12 protein-coding genes are annotated in these 14,708 nt (G+C 67.6%); 1 reads left to right on the plus strand and 11 read right to left on the minus strand.

Annotated elements, in window-relative coordinates; genetic code table 11:
- Both AC1DYI_RS13110 and AC1DYI_RS13115 read right to left on the minus strand, forming a co-directional pair.
- Nucleotides 1-292: SDR family oxidoreductase (locus AC1DYI_RS13110; RefSeq protein ID WP_477204557.1), on the minus strand; the 292-nt coding region annotated here is incomplete at its 3' end.
- 26 nt (nt 293-318) lie between these two features.
- Nucleotides 319-1,254, minus strand: a complete 936-nt coding sequence (locus AC1DYI_RS13115; protein ID WP_477204558.1) for an NADP-dependent oxidoreductase — start codon at nt 1,252-1,254, stop codon at nt 319-321.
- A 103-nt stretch (nt 1,255-1,357) separates the two neighbouring features.
- On the opposite strand from AC1DYI_RS13115, the gene AC1DYI_RS13120 reads away from it, so the two are divergent.
- Nucleotides 1,358-2,233: a LysR family transcriptional regulator gene (locus AC1DYI_RS13120; protein ID WP_477204559.1), complete on the plus strand. Its 876-nt coding sequence runs from the start codon at nt 1,358-1,360 to the stop codon at nt 2,231-2,233.
- 186 nt (nt 2,234-2,419) lie between these two features.
- On the opposite strand, the gene AC1DYI_RS13125 is transcribed toward AC1DYI_RS13120, so the two are convergent.
- From AC1DYI_RS13125 to AC1DYI_RS13165, 9 genes are all read right to left on the minus strand, one after another.
- Complete coding sequence (locus AC1DYI_RS13125; RefSeq protein ID WP_477204560.1) at nt 2,420-3,634, minus strand: hypothetical protein; 1,215 nt, start codon at nt 3,632-3,634, stop codon at nt 2,420-2,422.
- A 532-nt stretch (nt 3,635-4,166) separates the two neighbouring features.
- Nucleotides 4,167-5,246: a hypothetical protein gene (locus AC1DYI_RS13130; protein WP_477204561.1), complete on the minus strand. Its 1,080-nt coding sequence runs from the start codon at nt 5,244-5,246 to the stop codon at nt 4,167-4,169.
- A 94-nt stretch (nt 5,247-5,340) separates the two neighbouring features.
- Nucleotides 5,341-6,282, minus strand: a complete 942-nt coding sequence (locus AC1DYI_RS13135) for an alpha/beta hydrolase (RefSeq protein WP_477204562.1) — start codon at nt 6,280-6,282, stop codon at nt 5,341-5,343.
- The gene (locus AC1DYI_RS13140; RefSeq protein ID WP_477204563.1) at nt 6,263-8,722 is read right to left on the minus strand and encodes an efflux RND transporter permease subunit; all 2,460 of its coding nucleotides are present in this window, start codon (nt 8,720-8,722) and stop codon (nt 6,263-6,265) included. Before AC1DYI_RS13140 ends, AC1DYI_RS13135 begins: the two co-directional genes overlap by 20 nt.
- A 19-nt stretch (nt 8,723-8,741) precedes the next feature.
- Nucleotides 8,742-9,767, minus strand: coding sequence for a WD40/YVTN/BNR-like repeat-containing protein (locus AC1DYI_RS13145; RefSeq protein WP_477204564.1), 1,026 nt, complete (start codon nt 9,765-9,767; stop codon nt 8,742-8,744).
- On the minus strand, nt 9,767-11,119 hold the full coding sequence (locus AC1DYI_RS13150; protein ID WP_477204565.1) for a DUF1329 domain-containing protein: 1,353 nt from the start codon (nt 11,117-11,119) through the stop codon (nt 9,767-9,769). Before AC1DYI_RS13150 ends, AC1DYI_RS13145 begins: the two co-directional genes overlap by 1 nt.
- Nucleotides 11,120-11,133: 14 nt before the next feature.
- Nucleotides 11,134-12,873 (minus strand): DUF1302 domain-containing protein, encoded by a 1,740-nt coding sequence (locus AC1DYI_RS13155; protein ID WP_477204566.1) that lies wholly within the window; start codon nt 12,871-12,873, stop codon nt 11,134-11,136.
- Between the two features lie 50 nt (nt 12,874-12,923).
- A complete protein-coding gene (locus AC1DYI_RS13160) occupies nt 12,924-14,066 on the minus strand; it encodes an ABC transporter substrate-binding protein (RefSeq protein ID WP_477204567.1) in 1,143 nt (380 codons plus the stop codon).
- Nucleotides 14,067-14,097: 31 nt separating this feature from the next.
- The coding region (locus tag AC1DYI_RS13165) for a coniferyl-alcohol dehydrogenase (protein WP_477204568.1) at nt 14,098-14,708 on the minus strand (611 nt) is incomplete at its 5' end.

Raw genomic sequence — 14,708 nt, forward strand, 5'->3', positions numbered from 1 at the left:
GGTAGACGACGCGCTCAATGCCAGCCTCGCGAGCCAGGTTCAGCGCGACGAGGGCTTGCGTCACTTCGTCGGGCGTGACGGCGTTCAGCAGGAACAGCGTACGCACCGACGACAGTGCCGCACGCAACGAGGGCACGTCGGTCAGGTCTCCGACGACCTCCTTGACGCCCGCCGGGAAGCTTTGCTTTCCGGGCGTGCGAACGAACGCGTTGACCTGGGCGCCGGCAGCGGCCAGACCTTGGACGACGAGGGAACCTATGGTGCCGGTGGCACCGGTGACGAGAATGCTCATGGAAGTCTCCAGGGGTGGTGGGGGTATCAGCGAGAAAAGTCCGCGACGACCTTGCCGATGCGAGGGTCGGTGCGATTGCGTTCGATGGCCGCGGGGATGTCGTCGAAGCCAACGACTTCGCCGAGCTTTGAGACCAGCGTGCCTTGGGCGATCTCCGCCGCCAGCCGCTCCAGCAGAGCAGCGTCCGGCTTGTTCATGAACCACAGTCCGCGGCGGCCGGGGGGCGTGCGTGCAAGGATGTCAGGCGAGGACGTGCCGACGATGGCGCCRTCCTTCTTCAGCACCTGCCACGAGCGATCGAGCACTTCGCCGCCGACGTAGTCGAGCACCAGATCGATGTCCCGCGCGACCGACTCGAAGCGTTGGGTCCGGTAGTCGATGACGTGGTCCGCGCCCAGGCCGCGCACGTACTCGACGTGCGCGGTCGCAGCGGTTGCGAAGACTTCGGCGCCCGCCCGCTTGGCGTACTGCACGGCATAACCGCCCAGCCCCCCGGCTGCACCGTGGATCAAGATTCGCTGACCTGCGGCGATCGGGCCCGCGTGGTGCAAGCTGTGCCAGGCTGCTACCGCCGCCACAGGGACGCCAGCTGCATGGACGTCGTCCAGGCCTTGCGGCGTGCGCACCAGGTTCGCCTCGGCCACCGTCACGAAATCGGCATAGGCACCCAGCCCGCCAAGCGGACCCATGACGCGATCGCCCACGCGAAAGCGCGAGGCGCCGGGGCCGACGGCCTCAACGACACCCGCGAGTTCGATACCCAGTACGGCGGGCAGCTGAAGCGGGAAAGCGTCCTGGACGTAGCCTTCACGAACTTTCCAATCGAGGCCGTTCACGCCGGCGGCCAGAACGCGGACCAGCACCTGGCCCTGTCCGGCTGCAGGCTTCGCGATCTCCGCGACCTCGGCGGCGGCTACACCGCCATAGACGCGGATCAAGACTGCCCGTTGAGTGGTGGTCATCTCGGTTTGCCCATATCGAAGTTGCGATGACGAGAAGATAGGCCGTTGCATTCGTAAAACGAAGACGCGAAAATCAAGACACGTCGTTTCAACTTCGGAACACATGGACCTGAACGCATTGACCGACTTCGCGCTCGTCGCAACGAATGGAGGACTGGGAAAAGCAAGCCGTGCGAGCGGGAGATCCAAGGCGACCCTGTCTCGGCGCATCGCGGATCTGGAGGAGCAGCTCGGCGTGCGACTCATCGAGCGCAGCGCCCGCGGGCTCAAGCTCACGGAAGCCGGCCAGATGCTGATGGATCGCACCGAAGGGCCGATGCACGAGGTGGTTGAAGCCATGACTGCCGCTCGCGAGGGCTCGTCGGCACCGCGCGGACGCTTGCGTGTCGCTTCGCCGGTGCTGTTCTCCCAGCTGGCGATGGGTCGCATCTCCGCCGAGTTCTGCACGGCTTACCCGGAGGTCACGTGCGAGGTGGTGGCAGAGGATCGCCTGGTCGACCTCGTCGAGGAGCAGTTCGACGCCGCGATTCGGATCAATCCAGGCCCGGACAGCAGCCTCGTGGGCCGGTGCTTCGCCAAGGACCGGCTGGTGGTCGTGGCCGCGCCCTCCGTGCCTGTGCCAACCCCTGGCAAGGTCAGACCCGTTCCGGGCATCGTTTCCACAAGCTTTCAACCCGGGAATTGGACGCTTGACGAGGGACGCCTGGTCCTGGAGCCGATCCCCAGGCTAAGACTTTCCTCGTTCCTGATGATTCGCGACGCTGCGATTGCCGGCGCCGGGGCTGCCCTGATACCGCAGTCCATCGCGTGGAACCAACTGACTCGCGGAGAGCTGGTTCAGTGGGGCACGATTTCGGGCGTGGAGGTCGCGCTCTGGGTCTTGCATACATCGCGACGACTTCCTGCGCCGAAGGTTCGGGCGTTCGTCGACTTCATGTGCGAGCAATATCCGCAGGGGTCTCTCGTACTGAACGGCTAGAAGACCGGTTGTTCGAATTCGCGAATGGTCGGCAGTTCGCGACTACACAGCCGAAGTGGACTTCATGCAGCCAAGCTTTCGAATGTCTGCTTTCCGGCGAAAAAGGCCCTGACAGATGGTGCTCAGCAATACCAAACCAACAACCTGCGGGGCCGCTCGCGCCGGCGCCTCGCGCCCCGCGGCGATTCACCGAGCTGCGGCCTCAGCCTCCTGCGCCAGCGGAGTCAGCAGCAGCGCGTGCAGGTCAGCCCCGTTCTGACCTTCGCACACGATCTGGCCCGCGTCGTTGATCGACCAGGCCATCGTCAGTGTCCATCCGGCGCCCGTCGCATCGACCATCTCGTTCAGGTCTCGCATCACCGTCCCGTCGTGGAGGACAGCGCGGAGGTCGCCCTGGTCATTGATGTTGCTGTAGCCCACGACGCGACCGAAGCGGTTGATGCCAAAGGCGCCGCTGCGACGCAACGCCGGGTCGCCCAGGGTGCCCAGGTCCTTGGGGACGCCCTTGTGCCACAAGGTCGCGTGCGAGCGACCAAAAGGCTCATCGACGTTGGAGCTGCCGACAATGTCGCCGGCGTCGTTGATGGCCGCCGCAAAGCTGGAGGCGTGGCTCAAGCTGCTGATCGCGGGCAGCCGCTTCCAGACCCCGCTSTTCCAGCTCATCGCGTGGGGGGCATAGTTCGACCCTCCTGAGAACAGGATGCTGGCGTAGCCGACGGCCTGCCCCTTGCTATTGACTGCATCCAACCGGCTGTCGAAGGCGCCCGGTGGCGGCGACAGCAGCGTGAGCTGTCCATCTACGTAGACAAAGGCTTGGGCCGGGCGCCCGAGCGTATTTTCGCGGTAGCCGACCGCCATGCCGGCGTTGTTGATGCCTTTGGTCAACGAGCTGGTCCCAGCGCCCACGGCGAGCCCGAGATCGTGCAGCACGCCGTCGGCGAAGACGTTGGCGTGCAGCCAGCCATCGTCGCCGATGCTGGCCCCGGCGATGGCGCCCACGTCGTTGATGTCGAAGGCGTAGTCGGTCGGGCCGCCCCTGGGCGCCAGCAGCTTCACCTTGCCGCCGTGGTACAGGAAGGGCCCGTCGTGGCCGGAGCCGACGACGTCGCCGGACGCGTTGATGGCCAGGCCTTGGCGTGCGCCGAGGTCGGTCACGCGGTAGCTCGGCGCGGCCAGGGCGGCCGTCGCGGCCAGGACGAGGGTGAAGGCGAGGAGGAAGGAGCGGGTTGGGGAGATGGACATCCTGAATCCCTGAGTCGTTGGTTGGGTTGGGTGGGGTGGGGAATGCGAGGTCTTGGCCGCGGCGCGGCCGACTCGCGCCATGCGCGCGCGATCGCCGATGGTGCCCTCTTTGTTCGTGGGCATCAGCGCGAGCCTCTGCGTGCCGAGGCGCGAGGCCATAACCAGCCCACATACAGGCAACGGCGGTTCGACATCCCTGCACGTAGTTGATTACGTCGAGGGTGAGTCTATGCCGCGCGCCCGCTCGGCGACATCCCCAGCAAAAAGCTGAGCCGAGCCGATGTGCCGAAGACGGCGCCGCGATGGACGCCGCCTGGGGATCGCCCCCGGGCGGCGTCGTGCGTTCTCGCACTGTTTCGGCGGCTTCTGCCGGCTGCTACCTACGGCCTCGGCTTGAGCATCAGCACCGTGGCGTGCTGGTCACCGGCCTTGCGACCATCGCAGATGGTCCATCCCTTGTCGTGCCAGAGCGCTTCTGACCCTACTGCGAAAAAAAGCCCCTGCCGCCCGACAAGCAGACGATAGGGGCAGTGGCTTCATCAGCCCTTCAGCCCTCGGCCTTGCTGAGCACGAAGATCTGTGCACGCCCGGTCCGGTAGGGTCTCACGGCGCCCGGCTTCACGATGACCTGGCCTCGGCGCTTGACACGGCGCTGGCCATAGGACCGCGCAGGGCCGCCGATGCGCCTGCCTCAGCCGCCGAAGTCCTGCGCGTGGCTCTTGCCGTCAGTGGGCCACCAGTAGCGCCCGTGGTCGGCCGGCGAGTACGACTTGTTGTCGTCGCCCTGGCGGACTTGGTAGACGTTGTTGCGCCATAGCGAGCCGCGCGCCGTGCCGCCCCACAGGTTGCCGTACAGCGGCCCCCACAACTCGAACAGCTCCGCCGAGAAGACGTTGCCGGTCACCGTGAGGTTCGTCGCGTTGTTCTTCACGCCGAAGCTGAGCGCGTAGCCATACCCCGAGATGTAGTTGTTGGTGAACGTGATGTGGTCGTAGACGCCGCTGCCCTGCAGCGCGAGCGCGTTGGTGTTGCCCAGCGACGCGATCGTGTTGTGGTCGATGACCATCGGCCCGCCGTTGCCCTCGCTTTGCGGCCCGATGCCGTCGTGGTGGTAGACGTCGTGCGCGGTGTCCGCCGCGTCGTGGATGTAGTTGTTGGTCCACGTTGACGGGCGCCCCGTGAAGCCCGTGACCATCTCGAGCCCGGCGTTGCCCCAGATGTCGTTGTGATCCATCAGCGCCACGGCTTCCTTCATCGTGGTCATCAACTGCCATGACTTCTTGAACGGGGTGCCCGGCGTCGCGTGCGCCGACGACACCGTGCCGTCGTTGCCTGGCGGCCGGGCATAGGCGTTCGGCTTGAAGGTCGAATACCGGAACGTGATGCTGTTCGGCGCGTAGATCTGCACCAGGTTGTCGTTCGGGCTCTTGCCCTCGAACAGGCAGCCGACGAAGGTCAGGTTGTCGCCGTAGAGGATGACCTTCGAGGCCAGGAACCGGGTGTACGAGATGACGCTGTTGTCGGGATACCTGGCCGTGATGGGCTTGGTCACGCTCATGTTGGCGGCGTAGTCCTTCAAGTGACCGGGATAGGGCCCGAGGTCCAGGCCCCCGGCGTTGGCCGGCGTGTTGGCGTAGCCGGTGTTCGAGAAGTCGGGCCAGTAGCCCGAGCCGTCGTTCGGCCGCGAGTCCAGCGCGCCGGCCATGGCGGCCGCCGCGGTCGCGAGCAAGACGAGCACCGCGCTGACGCGAATGCCGTGAAGGGGTTGCATGCCATCTCCCAGGCGTTAATGGAGGCGGCATTGTTCCCAGGGCATCCGAAGAGCGCCAACGACGAGTTCTCGGACTGCCCTTGGGGTGCAGGCCCTAGTCACACCCCAATGCCTGGCGCAACGCCGCCGCCAGCTGCAGCTGAGCGAGCCGCGCGGCGGCGATCCCGCCGCCCATGCTGATGAAGCCGTGGGCCAGGCCGTGGTATTCGACGACGGTCACGGCGTTGCCGGCCTCGAGCAAGGCCTCGCCATAGGCCATGGCCTCGTCGCGCAGCGGGTCGTGCGTGGCCAGCAGCAGCAGCGTGGGTGGCAAGCCGGCCAAGCTGGGGGCCAGCATCGGCGCGCCGCGGTAGTCCGGTGCCTTGAGCGCTGCGCCGAAGTAGTGGCCATTGAAATAGCCCATCGTGCGCAGCGTCAGCGTCGGGCCGGCCGCGTGCACATCACGCGACGTAAAGTCGCCGTCGTGGCCGCCGGCCGCCGGCGGGTACAGCAAGGCCTGGAAGACGATGCTCGGTCCACCGATATCTCGGGCCCGGATCGCCACGCCCGTGGCCAGCACCGCGCCGGCGCTGTCGCCCGCCACGGCCAGGCGCGTCGGGTCTCCACCCAGGCGGCGTGCATGCTCGGCCACCCATTGCAACGCGGCCCAGGCATCTTCCGGCGCGGCGGGAAAGGGATGTTCGGGCGCCAGCCGGTAGGCCGCTGCCACAACGATGGCGCCGGTGTCGTGGCACAGCTGGCGGCAGACGTTGTCGTAGCCGTCGAGGTCACCCAGCACATAACCGCCACCGTGGTAGTACACGATCACAGGCAACGCGCCGGCCGCGACATTCGGTGTGTAGACACGCACGTGCACCGGCGAGTCGCCTGCGCTGTCGTGGTGCTCGCTCACGGCTACATCGGCGGGCGGCACATCGGCCGCCGCCAGGATCTGGCGGTACAGGCCGCGGCAGGCCTCGGGCGGCAGGTCGCACAGGTCGGGCATGCCGGCGGCTTGGGCCTGGGCCATCATCGCTTCAAGCTGTTTGTCGAGCATCGGGCGTCTCCATCAGGGTGGTCGAAGGCTGCGTCGCGGCCAGGGTGGGCCGCAACAGGAAATGGGCGAGTGCCGGCAGCAGCACCAGCGCGCCGACCATGTTCCAGACGAACATGAAGGCGAGCAGGATGCCCATGTCGGCCTGGAACTTGATCGGCGACAGGGCCCAGGTGCCGACGGCCAGCGCCAGCGTGATGCCGGTCAGCATGACCACGCGGCCGGTGAACTGCAGCGCGTGCAGGTACGCGGCCGACAGGCTCTCGCCGGCGCGCAGCCGCGCCAGCATCACGCTGAGCACGTACAGCGCGTAGTCCACACCGATGCCGACGCCGAGTGCGATCACCGGCAGCGTGGCCACCTTGACGCCCATGTTCAGGCCCACCATCAGCGCCTCGCACAGGATGGACGTCARCACCAGCGGCAGCACCGCCACCACGACGGCGCGCCACGAGCGGAATGTCAGCCAGCACAGCAGCAGCACCGCGCCGTAGACCCACCACAGCATCTCGTGCATCGCCTGCTTGACGATGATGTTGGTGGCCGCGGCGATGCCGGCCGAGCCAGCGGCGAGCATGAAGCGTTCATCGGCCGTGTTGTTCTTGGCGATGAAGGCTTCGACCTCGTCGACGACGCTGCTCAGCGTCTCGGCCTTGTGGTCCTTCAGGTAGACGTACAGCGACAGGAACGAGCAGCCCTGGTTGAACAGCTCGCGCGGGGCACGCGTCTGCACGCCGCCCAGCGCGCTGTCGTTGGGGATCAGCTCGTACCACTTCAGCTGGCCCTCGTTGTAGCCCACCATCGCCAGCTTCGACAGCGCCGCCATCGAGTTGGTCGACTCCACGCCCGGCAGCTGTTCGAGCTGCCAGGCCAGCCGGTCCACCTTGGCCAGCGTGCCGTAGCGGGTGCATTGGTCTTCCGGCGTCGAGACCATCACGACCAGGATGTCGCTCGACGCGGCGTAGTGCGACGCCACGTAGTCGTTGTCGCGGTTGTAGCGCGAGTCCGCGCGCAGCTCGGGCGCGCCCGGGTCCAGGTCACCCACGTGGAGCCGCGTGCTTACCGCGTAGCCGGCCAGCGCCAGCAAGATGGCTGCCGCAACAGCAGCGATCGCCGGCCCGCGGCGGGTGAAGTGGTCCAGCTGGGTCCAGAGCCTGCCACGACGCGCAGGCGCGCCATTCGTTTCGATGGTTAGGTCCTGGACCGGGTCGTCGCGCAGGCTGCGCCTGGCCGCAGCCGGGCTGACGCCGACATAGGACAGCAGGATCGGCAGCAGCACCAGGTTCGTGAAGATCAGCACCGCGACGCCGATGCTGGCCACCAGCGCCAGCTCCTGGATCGCCTGGATGCGGATCAGGGCCAGCACCGCAAAGCCCACCGCGTCGCACAGCAGCGCCGTCAGGCCGGCAACGAACAGGCGCCGGAAGGTGTAGCGCGCCGCCACCACGCGGTGCGTGCCGCGGCCCACGTCCTGCATGATGCCGTTCATCTTCTGCGCGCCGTGGCTCATGCCGATTGCGAAGACCAGAAACGGCACCAGCACCGAGTACGGGTCCAGCGCAAAGCCCAGCCACGCCAGCAGGCCGAACTGCCACACCACCGCCACCAGCGAACAGGCCACCACCAGCGCGGTGCTGCGCACGCAGCGGGTGTAGCCGTAAAGCACCGCGGCGCAGATCACCAGCGCCAGTGCGAAGAACAGCAGCACCTGGCGCAGCCCCTCGATCAGGTCGCCCATCACCTTGGCGAAGCCAGTGATGTGCAGCTTGACTACGTCGCCGTCGTACTTGGCGCGCAGCGCTTCGAGCTGGCGACCCAGCTCGCCATAGTCCAGCGCCTGGCCGGTCTTTGGGTTCACATCCAGCAGCGGCACGAAGACGATGCTGGAGCGCGCATCGCCGGCCACGATCTGGCCGATCTCGCCCGAGCGCTCGACGTTGGCGCGCACCTCGGCCAGCGCCTGCGGTGAGCCGTCGTACGCGTCGCCCATCACGGTGTTGCCGTCGAGCCCCTCTTCGGTCACCGCGACCCAGCGCGTGTTGGGGGTCCACAGCGACTTCATGAAAGGGCGGTCGACGCCGGGCATCAGGTACAGCTCGTCGCTGATCTGCTGCAGCGTCGCGAGGTACTGCTTGTCGTAGATCGTGCCCTGCTTCGCCTCGACGACGATGCGCACCGCGTTGCCCTGCCCGCCCAGATCGGCCTTGTGCGCCAGGTAGTTCGCGATGTAGGAATGCAGCGTCGGGATGGTCTTCTCGAAGCTGGCGTTGAGCGTCAGCCGGGTCGCCTGCCAGGTGAAGAGCAGCGTGGCCAGCAGGCACAGCAGCATCACCCAGGGCCGGTGGTTGAACAGCATCCGCTCGGGCCAGGAGCCCGAGCCAGTGTCGAAGTCTTCGAGCCGGGCCACCACCGGTGGAGCGGCCAGCGTGTCGGGTGCGTGCATGTCGTTGTCCGATGGCGGTTCAGGGGCCGGCGCGTCGCGTGCCCCGCAGGCTGGCGATCACCCACGCGCCATCGGGCGCGGCGCTCAAGCCCGCGGCGGGCAACGGGCCGGCGGGCGGTGCCGCGCGGGTGAAGCTGCGGCCGTCGTCGCGGCTGGTGAAGAGCTCGCCGGTCTGGCCCAGCAGCACCAGTTCGCCGGGCGCGCGCTCGAGGCCGGCTTGCAGCGTGACAGGCGTGCCCAGCTCGACCTTGTCCCAGCTGCTGCCAACATCGGCCGAGCGGTAGACGCTGCCGCGCAGGCCGTAGGCCAGCAGCGCGCCGGAACGCGTGGCCAGCAGCCCGAAGAAGCTGCCCTTGTAAGGCGAGGTCAGCGCCATGAAGCTGACGCCGCCATCGTTCGAGCGCAGCAGCAGGCCTTGCTCGCCGGCAATGACCCACTGGTCACCCAGCGCACGCGCGCCGTACAGATGCAGGCTGCGCACATTCGCCGCCGCCGTGGGCAGCGGCACCCAGTGGGCACCACCGTCGCGCGTGGCAAAGGCCAGCCCGTAGGCACCGACGGCGATGGCGCGCTGCGCGTCGATCACCTCGATGTCGAAGAAGGGCTTGTCGGGACCTTCGTCGATGAAGCGCCGTGCCTGGCGCTGCGCACGTTCGTCGACGCCCGCTGCAGCGAGCAACGCGGCGGCGGCCTGTACGCCGTCGAGCTGCTGGGTCCAGCTCCGGCCACCGTCCTCGGTCTTCAGGATCACGCCGAGGTGACCTGCCGCCCAGCCGGTGTGCGCATCGGCGAAGTGCACGCTGGTTAATGTGGCTTGGACGGGCACGCGGGCCTGCTGCCAACGCACGCCCCCGTCGTCTGACCACAGCACCGTGCCGCGCTCACCCACCGCCACCAACCGTTGCCCGGCGCGCGCCACGGCCAGCGTGGCCGCGCCAAGCGCCTTGGGTGTGACGATGGCTGGCTCGCCGAGCGCGGCAGGCGGCGTGGCCTGCGCAGCGACGCCACACGATGCCAGCACCAAGGCCAGCATGCGCCGCTTCATCACCTTGCTCCCTCGTTGGCCAACTCTTCAGCGCTGAAGAACGAGCGCGGCAGCGGCGCCACCGGCTTGTACTGCGCCGCGAGCTCATTGCTGGCCATGTTCAGGTAGTAGGCGCCGATCTGCAGGTCATAGCCGCCCCAGAACATGTTGCCGACCAGCGCCGGGATGTCGGGCGCCAGCAGCGTCAGCGTGTAGTTGGTGCGCCAGAGTTCGCCCTTCGCGTCCCAACCATCGAACAGCACGATCTGCCAGCTGTCCTCGTCGATGTAGTACTTGCGCTTGGGCACGACGTGGCGCTTGCCCTCGGCCAGCGTGGCCTCCACCTCCCACACGCGGTGCAGCTCCCAGCGCACGAGACTGGGGTTCAGCGTGTTGGGCGTCACCAGGTCGGCCACCTTCGCGCTGGCGGCCCGGTTGTTGTTGTAGGGGATGTAGAGCTCGCGCTTGCCGACGAGCTTGAGCTGGTGCTTGTCGATCGGGCCGAACAGGTTGAACGCCTCGTCGAACAGGCCGATGCCCGAGGTCACCGAGTCCGGCGTGTCGTAGGCCACCGAGGGTGCCTTGCGCACGCGGCGCTGGCCGACCAGGTACTGCCACAGCCCACGCGGGTTGCTGGCGTTCAGGTTGTCGTGCGCGAGGATGGCCTCGCCGGCCTTCGAGCCCGGCTCGCTGACCGCGAACTTGCCCAGCGCGTAGTAGCCGTCGAACTTCTCAAGGCTGCCTTCCGGGTCGTAGTACTGACGCCTGAAGCTCTGCGTGCCGCCCGAAGCCATCGCACGCTTGCCATCGGCCGTGACCACCCACACGCGCACCGGCGCCTGGACGTAGGTGCCCGTCCACGCCAGGCGATGGTTCTGGATCACCTCGTMGCCGTCYTTCGGGATCGGGAACGGCGTGCCGCCATAAGCGCCCTCGGTGCCCTGCCCGTTGTCCACCAGCTTGGCCCGCGTCGCATTCTTGAAGGTGTTGTCGTACACCCATTGCGGTGCGGCGGCGGTGCGGTGCGTCGGGTAGACGTCGATGCGGAAGTCGGGGTACTTCTTCATCAACGCCTTTGCGCCGTCGCTCAAGCGTGCGGCATGCTGGTCCATGTTCTTCGCGTTGATCGAGAACAGCGGCTTCTCGCCCGAGAACGGGTCGGGTCGTGCATCGCCCGGCTTGTAGCCGGCGGGCGCCTTGGTGAGGCCACCGTCCCACGCGGGGATGCTGCTGTCCTGGTTGCCGGCGCGCTCGGCGCCGAGCGGCGTCAGCGTGGTCTTGAGCTTGGCGGCCTCGTCGGCCGAGACGGCGGCGTGCGACAGCGGCGCGAACGCCGTGGCGAGAGCGAAAGCGAGGTAGTGCTTGCGGTGCATGGAAGGCTCCGGATTCAGAAGGTGCGCGAGACGCTGAAGGCCACGTAGGCCCGGTCTTTCAGCGATTGGCCGAAGCTCAGCTGGCGCGGCGAGCCGCTGCCGGCAACGAGCGTTTCGGTGAAGGTCTTCGCGGTACCGAAGTAGTCGGTGTAGGTCAGGGCCAGGTTCCAGTCGTTCTGGTACTTGCCCTTCAGGCCGATGCTGTAGTCGCCCGCGCTTGAGGCACCACCGGCGAAGTTGAAGATGGCCGACGAGCGGCCGCCGAAGTTGTAGCCCAGCCCCATCGGCACCGACAAGTCCAGCCCCGGCAGCACCTGGAAGTACTGCGGCTCGAAGATCATGCGGAAGGCCCACGCGCCCTTGGTGGTGTTCGGGTCCAGCCCGCCGATGCCTTGGCTCGTACCGTCGGCGGCGGCAAAGATGTCCTTCGTGACCTTCAGCGTGCGGTTGTAGGCCAGCTCGCCGACCACCGCACCGCCGCCCCAGAAGTCGCCCGGCTGCAGCACGTAGATGCCCGAGGCTTGCAGGTGCGCCGTGCGGCCGACTGCGAAGCACGGGTCGGCGCTGGATGTGCCGCAGCTGATCACCGGCCCCAACCCGAGCACTGCGGGGTCGCTGGTCAACGGTGCATTCCAGCGCAGCGAGCCTTCGACCGCCCAGTTCAGCTGCCCGACCGACGAGGTGACGCTGGCGCCCACCGTGCGCACGTCTTCGGCATAGGCCAAGTGGACGTTGCCGTTGACGAAGTCAAACACCGGCACGGCCGGCGTCTTGTCGTGGTACTGCGCGGCGTAGACACCGAACTCGAAGTCGCTGCCGGTGGGGCTGAAGCGCAGCTGCAGGCCGCCCTGGCCCGAGTCGCGCGGCGTCAGGTCCTTGCTCTTGTCGTAGGTCAGCAGGATCGGGTTGCCGTTGGGGTCGAGCCCGAAGTTCACGGTGCCGGTGCCAACGTAGTCCTGGTTCGAGAAGTAGCTGCCGACACCGGGGATCTTGCTCGGCCGCCACTTGAACTGGTAGTACGCCCCGAGCGACACGCCTTCGGCCAGCTGCAACGAGCCCGAGGCCTGCTCCACCGGCAACAGCACCTCCTTGAACTGCCAGCCCGGCACCGACACGATCTTCGCTACGTCCACCGGCCCCTGCGCATTGGCGATGCCGTTCTGGCCGAAGAACAGGCTCTCGCCCCATTGCAGCGTGTGGCGCCCCAGGCGCACCGTGCCCTTCATGCCACCGATGTCGCCCTTGGCATAGACGAAGGCATCGAGCACCTCGCCGCCGCGGCCATGTTGGCGCACCGTGTCGGGCAAAAACTCGTTGGCGTCCTGGTCGCTGAAGTTGTTCGAGGTCGAGGTGGACGCGCCAATGTCGTTGCCACCAGCGAAGATCTCCGTGCCTTGGTAGCTGCTCTTGCGCAGGTACACGCTGTCGCGCCAGGCGCTGCCGCTTAAGCGCGCGCCGAAGTTCGGGCCGGTCAGGTCCAGTTCGCCGAGCAGGTCAAAGCGGCTGGAGATCAGGCCTTTCTTGAAGTTATGGTCGCCGTCGTCTTCGTTGACGGTGCCGGGGTCGACGGCAACGTCGAAGCGCGTCAGCGCCGCCGACGGGTCGTTCAGCCGGTAGCCGGCGCTGTACTTGGGCGTCAGGTCGAGCCGCAGCTTCAGGTCGCTGTCGGGCAGCGCGATGTCGAAGGCGTGGGCAGCAGCGGGCAGCGCGAGCGCGGCCGCCACCGCCAGCGCATGGCGGGTGTGTCGTGGCATGGTGTCTCCAGGGTGGGGATGYGGCTTCGTTGGCCGCGGACTTCAGGCAATCACTCGATCAGGCGGAAGCGGCCCTTTTCGATACGCAACATCACGCGGCCGCGCTCGTCGAAGCCCAAGTGGTTGGCAGGCGTGTAGTTCAGGACGCCGTGCGAGACAACGATCTCCTTCTCGCTCTCGAGCGCCTCGCGCAGCGCCTGGCGAAACTCCGGCGTGCCCGGCTTGGCCCTCTTCAGCCCCACCGGCACCACCCGTTGCAGCACCATCAGCGCGTCGTGCGCATGGGCGCCGAACTGGGTGCGGCTGTTCGCCCCATGGGCTTTCTCGAAGGCGCCCACATAGGCCAACGCCACCGGCTTGATCGGGTTGGCATCGGCCAGTTGCTCGGCCACCAGCACCGGGCCGGCAGGCAGGATCGCGCCGTCCATCTTCGGCCCGCCGACGCGGATCAAATCCGGCGAGGCTGCGCCGTGCGTCTGGTAGATCGGGCCCGACCAGCCGCACTCACGCAGGTTGATCTGCGGCATCGCTGCGGCCGAGCCGGCGCCGACGATCAGCACTGCATCGGGCTTGGCGGCGATGACCTTCAGCGCCTGCGCGGTGATGCTGGTGTCGGGCGGTGCGAAGCGCTCGGTGGCGACGATCTCGATGCCGACCTTCTTCGCCGAGGCGCCGAAGGCCTGCAGCCACATCTCACCGTAGCCCTCGTTCCAGCCGAGGAAGGCGACCTTGCGGACCTTGTCCGCCGCCATGCGCTGAGCCACCGCGTCGGACATCAGCGGCACCGGCTGCGGCAGCGTGAAGGTCCAGTCGCCCTGCCCGCCCGGCCGCGGCGCCGGGGCGAAGGCAAGTTGCACGGTCCTCGCCTCGCTGGCCACCGGCGCCATGGCCAGCACCGCCGGCACGCCGGACGAACCGAGCAGCAGGTCGACCTGGTTCTCGGTGATGAAGCGGCGCGTGTTGCGCACCGCTGCCACCGTGTCGGACGCATCGTCGAGCACGACGAGCTTGAGCTTCTCGCCACCGATCTGGTCTGGCCACAGGGCCAGCGATTCCTTGATCGGCAGGCCCAGCGACGACAGCGGGCCGGTCAGCGAGAGGTTGACGCCGATCGTGATGTCGGCGTGGGCGGCGGGTAGCGTCGCAGCGATGAGCGCGAGCGAGCCCGCCACCTGGCGAAGCAGGCGGTGCATGGCGTGTCTCCTGATCGTTAGGTCAAGCGCGTCAGAGGTAGGTCGACGCCAACCCGCCGTCGACGGGCAGGTTGATGCCGCTGACCCAGCGCGACTCGTCGGCGCAGAGAAAGGCCACCACCGGCGCAATCTCGTCGGCCAACGCCGGGCGCTTCATGCGGTGCGCGTCCTTCTGCACGCGCTCTTCGCCCAGCATCTGCACGAAGTCGCCCAGGATCGGCGTGAACACCGGGCCCGGCGCCACGCAGTTCATGCGGACACCCTGGCCCAGGAACCACTTCTGCGACTGCGTGATCGTCCACACGATCAGCGCTTCCTTGAAGTACTGGTAGCAGCTCTCTTGCGGCACCGGGTGCCTGGCCAGAAAGGCCAGGCCGGCCTCGAAGCTGGGCGTCTCGGCCAGTGCCTTGTGGCTGTCCAGCCGCTGCGGCCACTCGGCGCCGAGGATGGACGAGATGTTGACGATGCTGCCGCCTGCGGGCAGGCGCTCGAGCGCGCATGTGCACAGGTGGCGCAGGCCGAGGTAGTTGACCCGCGCGACCAGATCCACCGGCGCGGTGCCCGGCACGCCGKCCACGTTGCACAGCGCATCGAAGCGCTCGGGCAACTGCCTGAACGCCGCATCGATCGCGGCCTGCTCGG

The organism is Ideonella sp. P3_A4, from assembly GCF_056403075.1.